The 17,162-nt window shown below is 42.6% G+C and carries 18 protein-coding genes and 2 pseudogenes; 15 read left to right on the forward strand and 5 right to left on the reverse strand.

Annotated elements, in window-relative coordinates:
* Nucleotides 1-65: 65 nt before the first annotated feature.
* The 12 genes from ctaD (at nucleotide 66) to J2T19_RS24865 (ending at nucleotide 9,871) form a co-directional block, all read left to right on the forward strand.
* On the forward strand, nucleotides 66-1,916 hold the full coding sequence (ctaD, locus tag J2T19_RS24810; protein ID WP_370874954.1) for a cytochrome c oxidase subunit I: 1,851 nt from the start codon (nucleotides 66-68) through the stop codon (nucleotides 1,914-1,916).
* On the forward strand, nucleotides 1,913-2,539 hold the full coding sequence (locus tag J2T19_RS24815) for a cytochrome c oxidase subunit 3 (RefSeq protein WP_307220688.1): 627 nt from the start codon (nucleotides 1,913-1,915) through the stop codon (nucleotides 2,537-2,539). Before ctaD ends, J2T19_RS24815 begins: the two co-directional genes overlap by 4 nt.
* Nucleotides 2,540-2,542: 3 nt before the next feature.
* Nucleotides 2,543-2,863: a cytochrome C oxidase subunit IV family protein gene (locus J2T19_RS24820; protein ID WP_056695579.1), complete on the forward strand. Its 321-nt coding sequence runs from the start codon at nucleotides 2,543-2,545 to the stop codon at nucleotides 2,861-2,863.
* Nucleotides 2,864-2,969: 106 nt separating this feature from the next.
* Nucleotides 2,970-3,896, forward strand: a complete 927-nt coding sequence (ctaG, locus tag J2T19_RS24825; RefSeq protein WP_307220692.1) for a cytochrome c oxidase assembly factor CtaG — start codon at nucleotides 2,970-2,972, stop codon at nucleotides 3,894-3,896.
* 87 nt (nucleotides 3,897-3,983) lie between these two features.
* Nucleotides 3,984-4,448, forward strand: coding sequence for a DUF420 domain-containing protein (locus J2T19_RS24830; RefSeq protein ID WP_307220695.1), 465 nt, complete (start codon nucleotides 3,984-3,986; stop codon nucleotides 4,446-4,448).
* Nucleotides 4,449-4,559: 111 nt separating this feature from the next.
* On the forward strand, nucleotides 4,560-4,931 hold the full coding sequence (locus tag J2T19_RS24835) for a hypothetical protein (RefSeq protein ID WP_307220697.1): 372 nt from the start codon (nucleotides 4,560-4,562) through the stop codon (nucleotides 4,929-4,931).
* A 349-nt stretch (nucleotides 4,932-5,280) separates the two neighbouring features.
* Nucleotides 5,281-5,994 carry a hypothetical protein gene (locus J2T19_RS24840; RefSeq protein WP_307220699.1) on the forward strand — a complete coding sequence of 238 codons (714 nt, stop codon included), beginning with the start codon at nucleotides 5,281-5,283 and terminating at the stop codon, nucleotides 5,992-5,994.
* A 95-nt stretch (nucleotides 5,995-6,089) separates the two neighbouring features.
* On the forward strand, nucleotides 6,090-6,479 hold the full coding sequence (locus J2T19_RS24845; RefSeq protein WP_307220701.1) for a GntR family transcriptional regulator: 390 nt from the start codon (nucleotides 6,090-6,092) through the stop codon (nucleotides 6,477-6,479).
* 16 nt (nucleotides 6,480-6,495) lie between these two features.
* On the forward strand, nucleotides 6,496-7,392 hold the full coding sequence (locus J2T19_RS24850) for an ATP-binding cassette domain-containing protein (protein ID WP_307220783.1): 897 nt from the start codon (nucleotides 6,496-6,498) through the stop codon (nucleotides 7,390-7,392).
* 20 nt (nucleotides 7,393-7,412) lie between these two features.
* Nucleotides 7,413-8,315: an ABC transporter ATP-binding protein gene (locus tag J2T19_RS24855; protein ID WP_307220785.1), complete on the forward strand. Its 903-nt coding sequence runs from the start codon at nucleotides 7,413-7,415 to the stop codon at nucleotides 8,313-8,315.
* Nucleotides 8,308-9,606 carry an ABC transporter permease gene (locus J2T19_RS24860; protein ID WP_307220704.1) on the forward strand — a complete coding sequence of 433 codons (1,299 nt, stop codon included), beginning with the start codon at nucleotides 8,308-8,310 and terminating at the stop codon, nucleotides 9,604-9,606. Before J2T19_RS24855 ends, J2T19_RS24860 begins: the two co-directional genes overlap by 8 nt.
* 82 nt (nucleotides 9,607-9,688) lie before the next feature.
* Nucleotides 9,689-9,871, forward strand: a complete 183-nt coding sequence (locus J2T19_RS24865; RefSeq protein WP_091018649.1) for a hypothetical protein — start codon at nucleotides 9,689-9,691, stop codon at nucleotides 9,869-9,871.
* Between the two features lie 61 nt (nucleotides 9,872-9,932).
* On the opposite strand, the pseudogene J2T19_RS24870 reads toward J2T19_RS24865, so the two are convergent.
* The 4 genes and pseudogenes from J2T19_RS24870 to J2T19_RS24885 form a co-directional block, all read right to left on the reverse strand.
* Nucleotides 9,933-11,245 (reverse strand): annotated as a pseudogene (locus J2T19_RS24870) (IS3 family transposase).
* 144 nt (nucleotides 11,246-11,389) lie between these two features.
* Nucleotides 11,390-11,821: a hypothetical protein gene (locus J2T19_RS24875; protein WP_307220708.1), complete on the reverse strand. Its 432-nt coding sequence runs from the start codon at nucleotides 11,819-11,821 to the stop codon at nucleotides 11,390-11,392.
* A 12-nt stretch (nucleotides 11,822-11,833) separates the two neighbouring features.
* Nucleotides 11,834-12,670 carry a hypothetical protein gene (locus tag J2T19_RS24880; protein WP_307220710.1) on the reverse strand — a complete coding sequence of 279 codons (837 nt, stop codon included), beginning with the start codon at nucleotides 12,668-12,670 and terminating at the stop codon, nucleotides 11,834-11,836.
* On the reverse strand, nucleotides 12,667-13,236 hold the full coding sequence (locus tag J2T19_RS24885; RefSeq protein WP_307220712.1) for a hypothetical protein: 570 nt from the start codon (nucleotides 13,234-13,236) through the stop codon (nucleotides 12,667-12,669). The genes J2T19_RS24880 and J2T19_RS24885 overlap by 4 nt, the downstream gene beginning before the upstream one ends.
* A 669-nt stretch (nucleotides 13,237-13,905) precedes the next feature.
* Between J2T19_RS24885 and J2T19_RS24890 the strand changes: the two are divergent.
* Nucleotides 13,906-14,139 (forward strand): annotated as a pseudogene (locus J2T19_RS24890) (MarR family winged helix-turn-helix transcriptional regulator); the annotation flags it as partial.
* A gap of 343 nt (nucleotides 14,140-14,482) precedes the next feature.
* On the opposite strand, the gene J2T19_RS24895 reads toward J2T19_RS24890, so the two are convergent.
* The gene (locus tag J2T19_RS24895) at nucleotides 14,483-14,953 is read right to left on the reverse strand and encodes a hypothetical protein (RefSeq protein ID WP_307220714.1); all 471 of its coding nucleotides are present in this window, start codon (nucleotides 14,951-14,953) and stop codon (nucleotides 14,483-14,485) included.
* Between the two features lie 223 nt (nucleotides 14,954-15,176).
* Here J2T19_RS24895 and J2T19_RS24900 point away from each other — a divergent pair, with 223 nt between their 5' ends.
* Together J2T19_RS24900 and J2T19_RS24905 are read left to right on the forward strand one after the other, a co-directional pair.
* Nucleotides 15,177-16,265 carry a stalk domain-containing protein gene (locus J2T19_RS24900; protein WP_307220716.1) on the forward strand — a complete coding sequence of 363 codons (1,089 nt, stop codon included), beginning with the start codon at nucleotides 15,177-15,179 and terminating at the stop codon, nucleotides 16,263-16,265.
* A gap of 180 nt (nucleotides 16,266-16,445) precedes the next feature.
* The gene (locus J2T19_RS24905; protein ID WP_307220718.1) at nucleotides 16,446-17,021 is read left to right on the forward strand and encodes a DUF4367 domain-containing protein; all 576 of its coding nucleotides are present in this window, start codon (nucleotides 16,446-16,448) and stop codon (nucleotides 17,019-17,021) included.
* The last annotated feature ends 141 nt before the right edge of the window (nucleotides 17,022-17,162 follow it).

Here is a 17,162-nt window from a genome sequence, read left to right on the forward strand (position 1 = left end):
AAGGACGATAAAGGGGGTACACAACCTTGGCTCATGCTCATAGCGTCAAGCGTTACCGTGGCTTGATGGATTGGATCACTACCGTCGATCACAAAAAAATCGCCGTTCTTTACTTAGCTGCGGGCGGATTGTTTTTCGGCATTGGTGGGATTGAAGCCATTTTGATTCGGATTCAGCTGATGAAGCCGATGAATGATTTTGTCTCGGCACAGGTCTTCAATGAATTGATTACGATGCACGGAACCACGATGATCTTTCTAGGTGTTATGCCGATTATATTTGCCATTATGAATGCGGTTGTACCATTGCAGATTGGAGCACGGGATGTAGCTTTCCCGTTTGTTAACGCGCTAGGCTTCTGGACGTTCCTGTTCGGTGGTCTGTTGCTTAATCTGAGCTGGATCATGGGCGGTGCACCTGATGCCGGATGGACATCGTATACGCCACTATCGGGCAGTGAATACAGTGGGACACACGGTGTCGATTTCTATACGATTGGACTCCAGATTGCAGGTCTAGGGACACTCATCGGGGGCATTAACTTTCTTGCCACGATTATAACGATGCGTGCGCCTGGCATGTCATACATGCGGATGCCGATGTTTACATGGACCACATTTATTACTTCTGCTATTATCCTATTTGCTTTTCCTGCAATTACAGTTGGTTTGGTATTGTTGACCTTTGATCGGATATTAGATGCGAACTTCTTCGATGTTGCAGGCGGGGGAAATCCCGTGTTATGGCAACATATCTTCTGGATCTTTGGTCATCCCGAAGTATATATTCTGATCTTGCCAGCGTTCGGGATTATCTCAGAGGTTATCCCAACGTTTGCACGCAAAAGATTGTTTGGTTACAGCTCCATGGTCTTTGCAACGATCCTGATTGCGTTCTTGGGCTTCATGGTCTGGGCGCATCATATGTTTACGACAGGTCTCGGAACGATTGCGAACGCATTGTTCTCCATCTCCACCATGCTGATTGCTGTACCGACAGGAATCAAGATCTTCAACTGGCTCTTCACCATGTGGGGAGGTCGAATTCGTTTTACAGCGGCGAACCTGTTCGCGGTAGGATTTATTCCGACCTTTGTTATGGGGGGCGTAACGGGTGTCATGTTGGCGTCTGCTCCGGCTGACTTCCAATTCCATGATACATACTTTGTTGTAGCGCACTTTCACTATGTCATCGTAGGTGGCTTGGTGCTTGGTATATTCTCAGGTCTTCACTATTGGTGGCCCAAAATGTTTGGACGTATCCTGAGCGAATCGCTAGGAAAGTGGACGTTCTGGACATTTATGATTGGTTTCCAGCTCACCTTCTTCGTGCAGCATTTCCTTGGACTGATGGGTATGCAGCGCCGGATTGTATCCTACTTGCCAAATCAGGATTTCGATCTGCTTAACCTCGTTAGTACAATCGGGGCATTCTTGATGGGGGTTGGTGTCATCATTTTCCTCGTCAACATTGTTATTACTACGAAGAAACCGGTGGATGCACCGAATGATCCGTGGGAAGATGGCCGTACGTTGGAATGGACGATTCCATCTCCACCGCCAGAGTACAATTTCAAGCAAACGCCGCTTGTACGCGGTATTGATGCATACTGGAAGGAAAAGATGGCTGGGAACACAGAAATGACACCGGCTGAGCCGGTGGGGTCAATTCATATGCCATCTGCAACACCGTTACCGTTTGTCATGTCTGTTGGTATATTCATTGCTGGGCTTGGGCTGATGTTCAGTAAGGATGACTTCGGTAATGCGTTCATGAATGGACTATTTAACAATTACATTGTGCTCATTATAGGACTCGTCATTACATTTGGAGCCATGATGCTCCGTTCACTCTATGATGATCATGGCTGGCATATTGAGCCAGAGGATCAGGACGAGAAGGGGGCGAGAAAATGACAACATCACATGCTGAACCTGTGAACGGTAACTTACCGCATGAACCGGAGAAGGCAACGCTGGAGGGACGCAATAAGCTCATCGGCTTCTGGTTGTTCCTCGGCGGCGAGACCGTGTTGTTCGGAACCCTTTTCGCTACCTTCCTTGCGCTCAGGAATCAGACGAATGAAGGGCCGACAGCGAATGAGCTATTCCATCTACCTCTGGTGGCAGCAGCAACTGTTATCCTCCTAGTCAGTAGTTTGACAAGTGTATTTGCCATTCAGGCGATGCATAGAGGTAAGGTGAAGGCACTCAAGTTATGGCTCGGCATTACGGTTTTGCTAGGGCTCGGGTTCCTAGGACTCGAAATCTATGAGTTTTATGAATATGTGAAGCACAAAGAGTTCGGTATGACAACGAGTGCATTCAGCTCGGCATTTTATACACTAGTCGGATTCCATGGAGCTCACGTAGCCTTTGGAATTCTCTGGATCGGCCTTATTATTGGGCAATTGTTCAAAAAAGGACTGACGGTCGTAACTGCACCTAAAGTGTACGTGTCTGCAATGTACTGGCACTTTATCGACGTTGTCTGGGTGTTTATCTTCACAGTCGTGTACTTGCTCGGAAAGGTGGGGTAACACATGTCGGTACAGGATAAAGCAGATCAGGAACCAGTAAAACATCGTCACCGGACGGAAGGGCCGCAGAAACACGTCGTAGTGTTTATCTTCTCCATCATATTGACTCTGATCGCATTCGCAGCCGTTAAGGCCGGTGGTGTGAACGCAACGTTTACGATCATCTTGCTGGTCGTCATGGCCATCTTACAGGTGTTTGTACAGCTCGGTTATTGGATGCACATGAAGGACAAAGGTCATCTTATGCCGATTTTGTTCATGGCGTTTGGATTTTTCGTAGCATTTACGTGCATTATTATGGCACTCTATTGGGTTTGGTGGTAAGAGGAGATGGCGGCGGCTTATTGTCGCCGTCTTTTCCCCTTTTTGGCGCACCAGCAGGATAGGCGTATAGGTACTAACCAAATTAGTTCACGGGGAGGTTTCCCGTATGCTCGGGTTGCAATATTTTAGTTTTACCGATCTGTGGAGCCCTACGATTCTGGCATTATTTCTACTTATCGGAGCGGGTTATTTCGTGCTGGTAGGGCCAGTGAGTGAGAAGGTCAGTGGAGCAGAGCCAGCGACTGTGGGACAGCGAGTTTTATTTATTACGGGACTTATCGTTTTTTATCTAGCTCAAGCGGGGCCTTTCAACTTGTTGGGACATGTCATGTTTAGCTTTCATATGGTCAGTATGGCACTATCTTACTTGGTAGCACCACCACTGCTTATGAAAGGACTGCCTAACTGGGTATGGCGTAAAATCGTAAGTTTTCTGCCCACCAGGCAGTTATCTTTTCTAGCTCATCCGATCGTGGCAGCCCTATTGTTTAATGGGTTGTTCTCCATCTATCATCTGCCGGTAGTGCATGATTATGTGATGCTCAATTTCACGGTTCATCGTCTGTATTACATCGCGCTATTCATCACTTCAATGCTGATGTGGTGGACGCTCCTTAATCCGTTACCGGAAGGCAGACAGGCATCGGGACTGTCCAAAGTTGGATTTATTTTTCTTAATATGGTGTTGCTTACGCCAGCCTGTGGTTTGATCATTTTCGCCTCCGAGCCTCTATATGCAACCTATAGCAATCCTGCTGTGTGGGCTGAGGCTATGCGATATTGTGTATCAGGCGATACATCAGCATTGCTGCGCTCCTTCGGAGGGCCTGCGTTCTTCAACTTTCTGTCTTCTGCCAAAGAAGATCAGCAGGTTGGCGGCATCATTATGAAATTCATTCAGGAGGGAATCTTCGTATCCATGCTGGCACTTGTTTTCTTCCAATGGTACCGCAAGGAGAAGCAGGAAGATGACGAGGATGATACCCATAGACCGGAGCCACCGGTGGTACCACTTAACCCTGCTACAAAATAATAAGATTACTATACAGGATTGTTTAAGAGTCTCCTTTGAGAACTAACTTATCCGAACTCACACGATATGAATAAAGGGGGATACATGATGGATATGTATTTTCTACTGCCTACGATCAGCACGTCTTTCATTGTAATTAGTGCGGTGCTGGTGGGAATCGGCTGGATACTTATTATCCGCGGTAAACGGGAAGCACATCAGTCCATGATGGTGGCTGGTGCAGTAGCTGCATTGATATTTTTTGTCATTTATATGTCTCGAACGATCTTTGTGGGTAATACGGCATGGGGCGGCGATCCGGATATGGAGATCTTCTACCGAATCTTTTTGATCTTTCATATTATTCTCGCAACTGTGGCCGCAGTCTTCGGTATCTCAACACTCGTGCTTGGGTTCAAAAAGAAGTTCAAAACTCACCGCCGCTGGGGGCGGTTCACCTCTATGATCTGGTTCAGCAGTGCAATGACGGGGGTTATCGTATACGTGCTGCTGTATATCCTCTATCCCGGCGGACACACCCGGCCTGTATGGGAAGTTATTCTTGGGGTGTAAACGTACGATGTAAACTGCGAATCTATGAAAAGGGGCGAATCTAGTAGAAGATTCGTCCACACTCCCTCTCGAACACATTCATAGAATGAGTTTGAGAGGGGGGAACAACAAATGAAAAAAACAGTCCATGTCAGTCAAACGTATCCACGTCTCACGGTGTACTCGGATGAGAACTTTAGAGGAAGAAGCCGGATTTACCGTGGCAACACAGGTCTGCGCAACTTGGATAACATCCTTGGAGGCGTTGAGAGTTTACGTTTCTTCTCGACCAGCTCCAATGCAACACTCGTTGTGTTCACAAGACCTAACTTCCAAGGTGGATTCCGTGTTTACCGTGGGAACACCAGCTTGAGAGACTTGGATGACTTGATCCGTGGCAACGATGTGGAGTCCTTAATCTCTACGAATGAACGCTTAACACTAGCTGAGATTCGTGCAATCCGCAGTAACCGTAGTTTGCCTAGCGGCTACAACCTCGTGTAATGGCTAGACCTCTTCTATAATCAGGTGAAGGGTAAATTTGAACAGGCTGTATCTATGGTGTGTATATACACACCATAGATACAGCCTTTTTTTGTTACACGGAAATGTTAAAAAATCACCCAATATCAGTAAGCTTATTCACGTTCCGGAAATGTCGTTTTCCCTGTAGTGGAGCGGTTTTATTGTCACTTTGGCGGGGTGTTAATTGAGTTCGTTTTCCTGATTCAGGAAAAAAGGTGTTGACGAAAGAAACACTAGGTCTGTATACTGTGTATATTGATATATACAGTAATCACAGTGAGCACACTGAACACAGTACATGAATGAAAGTTGAAAGGCAGGCGTGCATATGAACGCATGGAAGCAAGCGTTGTGGTTGACCCGCAGTGAGATGAGTAAGGATCGATTCCAGTGGTTATGGAGTGCCCTGTTTATGCTTTACACGGGTAGCATGAGCGGTGTGATGTTAATCAGGCAACATGATGTGAATTTCATTAACCCGTTTGTAGATATCTTTTTTCTAATCATGGTGCCATTTCAGGGATTCCTGTTCAGCAGACGTTCATTCCGTTACATCCAGGAGGATTCCTATACACAGATGCTGGCCTTTTACCGCAGACTCCCAATCTCTAATGAGACAGTGATGTGGGCAAGACTTCAGCAGTCGATCCTAACATTCGCATACAATGGTATCTTCTTCTACGGATCACTATACGTAGTCAGACTACATGAGGAAGCATTCCGATGGGATCAATATCTGGCATTTGCCATTACATGCACAGGGTACGGACTTTTTATGACAGGCTTGTACATCTACGGAGAGTTTCTCTTCAGCGGCAAAAAATACTTGCTCCTCAGTACATTGCTCGTCCCAGTTACCATCGGTTTATCCTTGTTAATTCGATTGTCAGGCAACTATGGGTTGTGGATTGTCATAGATCACAGTAAAAAGTGGAGCCTGTTGTCCCCAATCATGTGGATTGCTCTGGTGCTTGGTCTAACGGTACTATGGCTACTCAGTCGATTGACCCTGAAGAAGCTGGCATGTCGGGATTTAAGTTAATCGTATAAGAGAAAGATGTCATTGAGAATAAAGAAGGAACCGGCGGTACCCGCTTGTAACACGACAAGATGTACCGGAGGGCGAGGTGCATAAATGTGAAGATACCGATTCAAATCAATGAAAACAGCGCTGAACCTCTATACCACCAGATTGAAAATCAACTAAGATCATTGATCGTCACCGGTCAATTAGGGGAGGGAACGCATTTGCCGTCCATTCGTGAATTCGCCGGAGCTCTGAATTGTAGCGTGATTACAGTCAGACGGGTCTATCAGGATCTGGAGAATGAAGGCCTGCTTCGGACGAAGCAGGGGACGGGTACATTTGTAGCTCAGGTTGAAGCTGGTGACAGAGAAAATTATAGATTGAAGACTGCGCAGGAAGCGATGCAGGCTGCGGTGCAGTCTGGCAAAGCGGTCGGATGTACGAAAGAAGAAATGGAAGGTTTGTTCCGCGAAGCCCTAAGAGTCATCTATCCGAAGTAGGGGAGGAAGTACGATGATGGAACCTGTAGCTGTTCAACTGAACGGCGTATCCAAAATGCGAAAACGCAGAGTGATCGGCCCAATTGATCTGACCATCCCGGAAGGGTATGTCATTGCAATCCTCGGTCATAACGGTTCTGGCAAAAGCACACTACTGAACATGCTGCAACAAATTGTACTGCCAGATAGTGGACAGATCATATGGTTTGGAGAAGAGCACAATGGGCCGCTGCCCATAGAACTGAGACAACAGATTGGTTTTGTGGCTGATAACAGCGGGCTTGAAGAGAACCAGCTTACGGCAGAGGAAGCAGTTCGGTTTCGTGCTTACTGGTATCCGCGTTGGGATATGAAGCTGTTTGACCAGCTTATGAAAGAGATGGACGTGCCGAGGGACGTGAAGCTGATCAAGATGTCCAAGGGAGAACGGCGGAAGTACGAGATTGCAGCTGCACTCGCAGCTCGTCCGAGACTTCTCCTGCTGGATGAACCATCCTCTGGTCTTGACCCTTTTGCCTGGAAAGTGATGGTCGAGCAGTTCCGAAAATTCATGGCAGGGGGAGATACCACAATACTGATTGCCACCCATATTGCAGATGAGGTCAAGCGGCTTGCAGATTACATCGTACTGATGCACCGTGGTCAGTCCTTAGGCATGGCGGAGAAAGACATCGTTCTCGATCAGTGGAAAGAAGTATGGTATGAAGGAGACCTACGTCCAGAGAGTATCCCTGGCGTCGTGGAATCTTCTATAGATGAGAATGGTCTGGTTCGTATTATTACGACCCGGGTCAGTGAAGCGCAGGAAAGGTTGGAGCTGTCTAGTAATCAGGTGCTGAAAATTCGCAATTTGGAGCTCGATGAAGTACTGGCATTCTGGATTGCAGGGTATGCACCCATACAATGGAAATAACCGAAGGGAGACGATAAATGATGAACCGATTGGAATTGAAGCAAGTCGTTAAGCAATATGCAGACAAAACAGCCGTTAATGGAGTCACGCTCAATGTAAAAGAAGGGGAGATTTACGGACTGCTCGGAGCCAATGGTGCAGGTAAAACAACGACGATGCGAATGGTGCTTGGCTTGATCCACCCGGATGGGGGAAACATCCTGTACAACGGCAAGCCGTACAATACGGAGCTGCAAGAAATTATGGGCTATCTTCCCGAAGAGCGCGGACTCTATCCAAAGGTGAAGGTAAGTGATCAGATCAATTATCTGGCTAGACTTCGTGGGATGAATGCGAAGGATGCAGACAAGAGCCTGAAGTACTGGCTTGAGCGGTTCGAAGTTCCTGAGTATTATGACAAAAAGATTGAGGAGCTGTCCAAAGGTAATCAGCAGAAAATGGGCTTTATCGCAGCTGTCGTGCATCGCCCTCAAATTCTTATTCTAGATGAAGCCTTCAGTGGACTGGATCCGGTGAACGTGGAATTGCTCAAATCAACCGTTAAGGAATTACGGGATGAAGGCACAGCTATTCTTTTCTCCACACACCGTATGGAACATGTTGAAGAGTTATGTCGTCAGATCACGATCCTTCATCGCTCTAACACTGTAGTGCAAGGTGAGATCAAGGAAATCAAGAGTCGCTATCCACGTGAACAGGTTGCTCTAAGCACTGTAGGTCAAGTAGAGGGTCTTGAGCTGCTAACAGGTGTAAATAAGGTGGATCAGAATGAGCGTGGTTACACAATTCATATCAGCCATGTCGATGCAGCTCAGGAAATTCTGAAGCATGCAATGTCTCAGACAACTGTCGAGCATTTCGAGATCAAGGAACCAACGCTTAACCAAATCTTTATTCGTGAGGTAGGTGAGTCGAATGAATAAAATGGGAACGATTACGGGATTTACGTTTAAAAACAAAGTGAAAACCAAGTCATTCATGGTAACAACGATTGTATTAGCCATTCTGATTACGATTGGACTCAATGTGCCATATTTCATTACTTTATTCAACGGTGGCTCAAGTGGTGGCGGAGCTTCGGGGGATCACCCGGTGAACATTGGACTTCTCACATCAACACAGCCGGAAGTTTCGGAGAAACTGGAGAGCTTCTCTTCGGCGCAGGGAGATCAGACATATCGGTTCATCGCAGGTGGTGACAAGGATGAAGCAGCTCTACAAGCTGATACACAAGCAGGGCTTACGGATGGTTACTTGAAGTTTGAAGAGGTAGCTGGACAGGAGTTCCCGCAGCCGATTCTGTACTCATCCGATGAGGTATCACCGCAGATCATTGCTTCCATTGAAGCGGCTCTGCAAAGTGTGAAGCTTGATATGGTTGTAAAAGACGTGCTTACAGCAGAACAAAAGGAACTGATTACAACACCTGTGAAGCTTACTCAGGAAAACCTGAGCACAGATGAAGGGGCAGCCGGTGCAGAATCGGAAAATGGAATGAGCCCAATTAACTACATTGTTGTGTACCTGCTGATCATTCTGTTGTTCACTTCAACGATGATGACAGGGAATATGATTGCTTCTGAAATTACAGCAGAGAAAAGCTCCCGCATCATGGAGATTCTTATCACAAGTGTGTCTCCACTGAGTCAGATGTTCGGTAAAATCATCGGTATTTTCTTGGTGGGTATGCTGCAGATCGGAATCTTCGGCGCAGTCGTTGCTGGTAATATGCTGCTTCCTCATAACATTAATGTACTAAGTGATTTTAATATGAATCTGAGTGATATCAATACGGCAGTCATTGTGTACGGACTGATCTTCTACATCTTAGGATACTTCTTATATGCCGTAATGTTCGCTGCCATTGGTTCAATGGTAAGTCGTACAGAGGAACTGGGTCAGGCGGTTCTGCCAATTACGATGCTGTCTCTCGTGTCGTTCTACATCGCCATCTTCAGTATCGCTACACCAAATATTTTGTTGCTGAAAGTAGCTAGCTTCATTCCATTTACTTCTCCAACAGCGATCCTGGTGCGGATTGGTGCAGGAGTTGCCCCGACTTGGGAGATTCTCACGTCACTTGCGATTCTCGCTGTATCTATTCTGGTCTTTGGCTGGCTCGCAGCTAAAATCTATCGCACGGGTGTACTGATGTACGGTAAACGCCCGACTTTCAAAGAGCTCTTTAAAGCAATGAAAGCATATAAGATCTAAGTAAATTGCAAAACACAACAAACAAAACAAACAAACAAACAAACAATAACGTAACTCTTATAAAAATATGGAGGCGATTAATATGATTAATCAATTAAATACAAAGTCCTATAAGTTAATGAGCACAGGAGTAGTTGTTCTATTGTTAGCATCCGTCATCAGTGGAGAAGGTTCTGTAGTGAAGGATGCAGTTCAAGGGGCGATGATGGGAGCCGGAGCAATTTTCGCAGCTGTAGGTCTCTGGATGGCTGGTAGTAAGAAGTAAGAAGTGATGAAGGAAGAGGTGCTAAACTGTACCCTATGTAAAGGACATTTCTAAAAAAGACCTACATGGCTTGAAGAAGGTGATCTCTGTATTCTACAGGGGTCATCCTTTTTAAGTTCCACTGGTATCTGTAATGGTTGTAGTAGGTCATATAGGCTTTAATTTCTCGCTTAACCTCATCTAACGTCGTGCAGTTCTTCAGCGAAACTTCATCCTTAAAATGACCCAAGAACGACTCCTGCGGAGCATTATCCCAGCAGTTTCCTCGCCTAGACATGGATTGCCTAAGACCCATACGCTTCACTTTCTTCTGAAAATCGGGATGAGTATAATGGGTACCTTGATCCGAATGAATAAACGCGCCTTTCGCTTTCTTGAATCTACGATTGTTCTGCAAATGAATTAGCGTATTCGTTGCCAAATCCATGGTGATTCGGTCCGATACATGATAAGCCAAAATTTCATTGGTGGAGCTGTCCTTAATCGTAGATAGATATGCACGCTTTCCTTTTCCATAGGTCAAGTAGGTGATATCTGTAAGAAGAACCTTGGCAGGAATACCTTGCTTGAAATGGCGTTGTAGCAGGTTAGGGACGGTTCGATGTTCGTGAGTCGCCTTCATCATTTGCTTGTAGGGATTGGCTTTTCGAATGGGACATACAATGCTATATTTTTTCATGATTCTTCGGATGCGTTTGAGATTCCAGACGATTTGGAATTGTCCCTCCAGTGTCATCTTAATAGAACGCGCTCCCTTATTGCGCTTTTTAAAATGAAAGGCTCGGCTAATCGGGACGTGAAGTTCCTCATCAGCCCGTTCTTTCTGATGGCGTCTATGGATGCTGGCGCACTAAAATAGCGGTAATACCCGCTTGTAGAAACCCCTGCAATTTCGCACAAATACCTAATACCTTACCATTCGACGTAGATGATAGGTGTGGACGATACTCCAAATTAGCCTATAGTGGACGTTCGGTGCTCGTTTTATTCTGCTGGATTCCACCCCCGTTCGGCCATGCGAACCTTTTTTAGAAGTTCATTTTCTGCTCGGAGCAGGTGGATCTGTGCTTCGAGTCTTGCATTTTTCTCTTCTAGGGATAGTTCCCGCTTTAAAGGTCTTCCCGAATGCTTCCCTCGTGCATTTTGTAAGCCTAGTGCACCTTAATCCTGATAATTGGATCTCCACCATGTTCCAGCGGCTTTAATCCGAGTCATTCCAATGATCTGAACGTCGAATCCACATGCCTCAAAAATATCTCGGGGCAGCTTTCCTTCCTGATTTGATGCAAGAAAGAGTTGTTTGAACTCGTCTATATACGTAATTCCTTTTGTAGATACGGACTTCACATATGGGTTTGCAGAAATTTGCTTCATTTCGCCTACAGTAAAGATTTTTTACTCATTGTTGTATCTCCATTCTGGTTTCCTTGGTGGCATACATAAAAAACACCCCATAGAGAGACTTTTTTTAAAGTATCTACTCTATAGGATACAGTTTAGGGTGGGTAGTTCTTTAGGTTATTTTGTCTTTTCTAATATTTTTATTATATCTCCAAGCTGATTATTATAACTTTGTAAATCTTCAACTGAAGCCTCCTTGAAGTCGGGAGCACTGTTTACAATCTTTTGAAATAATTCAGTTCTATCTTTATAGAACTTGGTCTCGGAATCGTCTAAAGTACTAACAAATAATTCATAATTTTGATATGAAATTCTCATATTGTTTGCTTCCATTATAAGAGATTCAATACCAGAGTTTTTATTGGTATCAATGAAGTTTTTTAACTCGTTTGCATACTTTTTTGTCTCAGCTATAAAAGAGCTGTAGGATAATTCAGCTGAATTTTCAACTTTGTTTACAAGTGTATTGTGCTTATAAAAGAACATTAACGACAGAAAGAATAGAATAATAGATAGAACCAGTAGGATATAATTTAATTTAGTTTTCATAATTAGATTCCTTTACTTTTGATAACTAATTGTGTGAGCAACACTTGCTTTACCTGATGTAGCATTAAAGATAAGTGGAACACCACTAATAGGGTCATTAAAAACTCTAACCTCGTATTGTGCAATAGCTGAGGCTGTCAAGGTTCCTGTACCATTTACTGGAACAATGTACTTATAGCCAAAATAAGCAGACGCACCTTTACCAACCCCCTGTTTTGTAGTAGTACCTTTCTGAGTATTGTATATCCCGTTATAGTAACTGTCACCATCTTTGTATCCTACTGAAGCGGGAAGTTCCAAATCTGAGTTGCTTGAATTTATTTTAACGCTAGCGACAGAATTATTATCGTTAAAAGTATGACCGACAGATCCATTTAGTGCAGGAATTACAGCTAGTGATAACTCGTATGCTGGAGAAAGGATTCCTTTAAGAAAGAAGGATACACCAGGTATACCATCAAACGCTGCAGTCTTTGCTGGTAAAACATCGTTCTGATTTAATAGCATATTCACGTTGGGATTCCCAAAGGAAAGTGAAATATAGTTAGTCTTAACTACACCTGCATTATAATGATTTGCCACGATTGCATTTCTGGTCCAAGCTCTAACACGTTCCTTTCCTGAAGATCTTCCGTCGAAGGCGGTCGAAACAGACATAACTACTGCAGACGATCCTATATCAGTAGGTGTTGAACTGTATTGCTTTTGAAGATCTGAACTGTAAGCAGCTCCTTTGAGATAGTATATTTCGTTTGTCGAAGCGGCAGACGCTGATTGTCCATAAATACAAACACTTATTAACATAAAAGATAAAATTACCCTAAGGATATTATTGTTGATTTTAATCATTTAAACGCGTCCTCCTTTATTTGATCAATTTGATTTAGATCGTCTAAAGTTAAAAATGGTTTGCCAAATGGAATCATTGCCGTATCACCCATAGCACCGCTCGTGATTGAGATATCCAATTTATCTGTTTTAGGCTCATAACGGAGCGAGAGTACACCTTCGTCGTTACCTTTTATATTTTTCATTTTTAAGTCGATTGCTCCGTAATAGACCTCTCGACCATCGAAATTATACAGTTGCAAATTTCCATCCCCTTCAAAAGGGTAAGCCTTATCTAGTTTAATATTTCCTTTTACATTTGCTTTGTAATCAACTAGATTATTACTGATGGATTGTCGATCCTCTAATGTTAACTGAATTTTTATATTAGACTTTTTCTCTAACTTGTTAAATTTCTTATCGTTCTCTTTCAGAATAGGATTATTTGTTAACGCGTTTAATGCTTCAACGTTTGCGTCCGCATCAAGTTTAATTTTTTGATTATCTTGATCTGCACCCATTATGAAAGTAGTCCCTGTTAAAACCAGTAACAAAACACATCCTAAAGTAAGCCACTTCGTTTTCAACTAAACCCCTCCATTAGATTTTTTTGGAATTATATAATTTAGTACCCTAAATTTAATTTAATAATCAAAATTATTTTGTTTATACACTAACTACTTAGTAGAAAGAGCCAAACCTTCTTAAAAGGATCACTCCGGTTCTTACCAATTAGCTGACGCCTTGGACAATTAATTAGAAAATTAAAGGAAGTTCCTCAACTCCCTTCTATGGATAACGATGGAGAGATTCTCAACACAAGTTATTGGAGTGTTTTTCAAAAAAACATTCTAGGACGGAAGAGTATGAGAAGCAATAATAGGATTAACAAGAGGAGAAGAAAGGAATTTACACAACCCTATTACCTAGTTTTTAATAGTGCTGATTTTCATTACGAGGTGTTTACTGACCTTAAAAAAACGCGATTTTTTTACATGTGATCGGCTGCTCTTTTCAACTAACGGGCAGGTTAGTTGAATGAATAAATCTCCAGTCACTGGGGAGACACTTCGAATTGGCGAGAAGGCATTTCTGCGAGTAGATCCTACTAGGAGGATATTATGAGATTTAAGGCGCTGTTTCTCCTAATGATAATGAGTTTGTTCAATTCGGTGCTGGCGAGCACCGCAAAAATATGTTGATAAGGATTTTGTCCAAATTCCCGAGATGAATTGCTGTAAAGCAAGGGTACACAGACGGTACAACAAATTAGCGAACTGCTATCCATCCCGAGCGGAAGCATAACCTATGTGATTAATAAGTTGGAAAAGAAGGGACTTGTGGAGAGGAAACAAAACCCTGACGACAAAAGGGCGTTTAACGTGATCCTCACAGAACAAGGAAAAGAGTTGTTTGACGAGATTTTTCCCAAACACGTAGAAATGATTTCCCGAAGCTTCTCTGTTATTTCTGATGAGGAAAAATTATAACTCATTGATTTGCTTAAAAAAATCGGATTCGGGATTCAGAATATGCAAGAAGAATAAAGTCTTTTCCTAAGAGTCGCTGATTTGGGAGTATCCCCTTTTAGTAGACATGAGAAAAAAGGCATCTGTTAAGATGGACTTAATCATGTCAACGAAGGGGATTTTTTTATGGCAAAAAAAGGACAAAATCTATACAGAATATGAAGGGTTGGAGGGAGATGTCTATACTTTTTATGAAACTTGGGAGTTTAAACATGCAAATTCTGAGAATCGATCTTTTATTTTTCATTGTGTGAAATAGAGCCATTGTCGAAAACAAAGGCTCTTTCTTTATGAAATGAAATTACTATTTTGATGAACTTGATGGAACATCAGGATCAGTCGGGTTTTTATCATTTAAGGTTTTACCTAAGAGCAACGAATTGGGATAATTTTTGAAAAATTCTGCTTCATCTACTTTTAAAAAGAACTTGCCTTCAAAAATGAGTTGATTCGTATTAGGCTCGATTTCATCTATAGTTCTTGCTATCTCCGATTCCTTAAAGATACGTTGTTCATCTGCTCGCACGAACATGCCATGAGGTGTATAGAATTGAGTAGTATACCCGTTTGCGATTTTTGATTCTACGGATTCTACGTTTTTTACTGATTCTTCGGATTTCACGTTATTTGTTGAAAAATTAGTGTTAACAGGATTTTTAACTGTCTTATTTACGGTTTCCGCTTCTGGATAGGTGTCTGCTTTTGAATTCGATATTAATGACACTCCTGAAATAGTAGTCACTGCAAAGGCTATTAAATATATTTTTTTGAACATATTGTCCCCACCCTTCTATACCAACAATTATTTCCTACTTTAAAACCGTATATTCACGAAAATGGTAAGAGCTTATTTGGCTTTGCCTGCTGTACAACGGGTTTCCCAAAGGACAACAACGCAAAATCCCATTACTTTCAATACAACTTTTCTGTGCAATTTGCGTCTTAATTCAAGCAACGATGGGGTAGTTTACACAAGTGATTAGAGGGGAATGTTCAGAATGAAGAAATACCTTGCTGGATTATTAATTATTTTTGTCCTATGTTTGAGCTTACCAACTCAGGCTTACATGGAGGCATCTAACCAACAGCCATTGGCTTTTGAGGATCCCAATCTAGAGCAAGCGCTTAAGTCATTATTGAATAAAAACGATGATGAATCAGTAACAAAAGAGGATTTAGAGTCACTGAATGATGTTAATTTATCGAGTAAAGGAATTAAGAGTTTGCAGGGTTTGGAATATGCAGTCAATATGACGAAGCTCTCTTTAACTAACAACCAAATTAGTGATCTGTCACCGCTAGCGGGACTAGTCAGTCTGAGCACGTTGTCCATAAGTTTCAACAAGATCTCTGATCTAAAGCCACTAACAGGATTGGTTAAGCTTAGGAGCCTCGAAGCTGCGAATAATAACATCAAAGATCTTGCTCCTTTGTCTAAATTAACTGCCTTGGTTACTCTGAATTTATCATCTAACCAAATTTATGATTTGGAGCCATTGAGAAATCTTCAAAGTTTGGCTTACCTCTATTTGAAGAACAATCGAGTCTGGGATTTAGAGCCGCTCCAACAACGTGGTTTTTTACCGTATTATGATACGGGTGCATTCATTGAACCACTTGCGCTGCAAAATAACTATTTAGACTTAAGCAAGGGATCGAAAACAACTAAATTATTTGTGAAAATGGCAGGAAATGAGTTGCCTAGCGGTCAGCGTAAGACACAGCGCTTGGTGATCGGCAGCACGACAGCTTATGTGGGAGAAAGTGCATATCGTATTTCCGCAGCGCCATTTATTCAGACGGGACGTACTTATGTGCCGATCCGTTTCATTTCCGAGAAGCTTGGGGCCACCGTGAATTGGAAGCAGAGCACCAAAGAGGTAACGATTCAGAAGGATGGTAAGACAATTCGTTGGGTTGTAGGGAATAGGCAGGTAAAAGTAAACCAGCATACGGTCATGCAAGATGCTCCTTTACTTCTGAAGAACGGCAGTGCTTTCGTTCCTGTTCGTTTTGTGGCGGAGCAGTTGAATACTTCCGTTGAATATATGGGAAGCAAGCATATGGTCTTGATTTTCAAAAATTAAGCAGCATAATGGAATTACAGAAGAGTGAAGTATCTAGACCGTCAATAAACTAACGGAAGCGTTAGCTCAATATTTCTCAAAAAGCAGCTGATCACATTGGTCAGCTGTTTTTAATTTAACTAACGGTTAGTTGAAGTTGACTAGGACATAATACTAATCTATGAATAGGAGGGAATGTCCTTGTTTAAATGGATGATGTCATTAATTATTATATTTATCATTTCTGTTGAAATGAACAATAGTCAACTCATTGCGTTAGCTAAACCTAAGCTAGCTTATTCAAATGTTGAACTGGACAAGCTAAAAGCCGTTGCGGACTTTAAAATATTCACACCTTCCTTCTCCATTCAAAACTATAAATTGGAGATTAAAGAACCATACCCATGTAATCCAGGTCAATCAGTTACAAAAGTTAGACTTCACTTTTTTGATGAATCAGGAAAGTCGTATTTGTTTGGTATCGAAGAACATAAGGCGGTGGATTATAAAATAAACCGAGATATTACTACGATCGATGTTCGTAACCATACAAGCACAACAAGAACTGTAGTCGAAGACTTTAAATTTAGTGAACGTGGAGAGAAAATTAACATAAATGGAGTTGAAGGGCGTTTTGAAGCATGGGTTAACCATGTACCAGGTGGATACTTACGATGGATTTATAATGATACTTTTATTCAAATTGATAGCGGAGAATTAACTAAAGACCAAATGATCGCGTTGGCAAGATCAATGAACGAAAATCGGATAAACTAGCTGAGGTCACTAAGGGAAATAGAGGAGGTATACTGAAGGAAACTATGTGGTTTATGAGTAAGTATATGTAAATAAAGTGCGTACTTAACAAAAAGAAACAGACCTCCTATACTAGGCAATGTAACCAATACATCCGCTAGA

The organism is Paenibacillus tundrae, from assembly GCF_030812775.1.
Lineage (GTDB): Bacteria > Bacillota > Bacilli > Paenibacillales > Paenibacillaceae > Paenibacillus > Paenibacillus tundrae_A.

Excerpts from the sequence above, each read along its gene's own strand:
- ctaD (WP_370874954.1), top strand. The coding sequence starts at position 66 with ATGGATTGGATCACTACCGTCGATCACAAAAAAATCGCCGTTCTTTAC.
- J2T19_RS24815 (WP_307220688.1), top strand. The coding sequence starts at position 1,913 with ATGACAACATCACATGCTGAACCTGTGAACGGTAACTTACCGCATGAA.
- J2T19_RS24820 (WP_056695579.1), top strand. The coding sequence starts at position 2,543 with ATGTCGGTACAGGATAAAGCAGATCAGGAACCAGTAAAACATCGTCAC.
- ctaG (WP_307220692.1), top strand. The coding sequence starts at position 2,970 with ATGCTCGGGTTGCAATATTTTAGTTTTACCGATCTGTGGAGCCCTACG.
- J2T19_RS24830 (WP_307220695.1), top strand. The coding sequence starts at position 3,984 with ATGGATATGTATTTTCTACTGCCTACGATCAGCACGTCTTTCATTGTA.
- J2T19_RS24835 (WP_307220697.1), top strand. The coding sequence starts at position 4,560 with ATGAAAAAAACAGTCCATGTCAGTCAAACGTATCCACGTCTCACGGTG.
- J2T19_RS24840 (WP_307220699.1), top strand. The coding sequence starts at position 5,281 with ATGAACGCATGGAAGCAAGCGTTGTGGTTGACCCGCAGTGAGATGAGT.
- J2T19_RS24850 (WP_307220783.1), top strand. The coding sequence starts at position 6,496 with ATGGAACCTGTAGCTGTTCAACTGAACGGCGTATCCAAAATGCGAAAA.
- J2T19_RS24855 (WP_307220785.1), top strand. The coding sequence starts at position 7,413 with ATGAACCGATTGGAATTGAAGCAAGTCGTTAAGCAATATGCAGACAAA.
- J2T19_RS24860 (WP_307220704.1), top strand. The coding sequence starts at position 8,308 with ATGAATAAAATGGGAACGATTACGGGATTTACGTTTAAAAACAAAGTG.
- J2T19_RS24865 (WP_091018649.1), top strand. The coding sequence starts at position 9,689 with ATGATTAATCAATTAAATACAAAGTCCTATAAGTTAATGAGCACAGGA.
- J2T19_RS24875 (WP_307220708.1), bottom strand. The coding sequence starts at position 11,821 with ATGAAAACTAAATTAAATTATATCCTACTGGTTCTATCTATTATTCTA.
- J2T19_RS24880 (WP_307220710.1), bottom strand. The coding sequence starts at position 12,670 with ATGATTAAAATCAACAATAATATCCTTAGGGTAATTTTATCTTTTATG.
- J2T19_RS24895 (WP_307220714.1), bottom strand. The coding sequence starts at position 14,953 with ATGTTCAAAAAAATATATTTAATAGCCTTTGCAGTGACTACTATTTCA.
- J2T19_RS24900 (WP_307220716.1), top strand. The coding sequence starts at position 15,177 with ATGAAGAAATACCTTGCTGGATTATTAATTATTTTTGTCCTATGTTTG.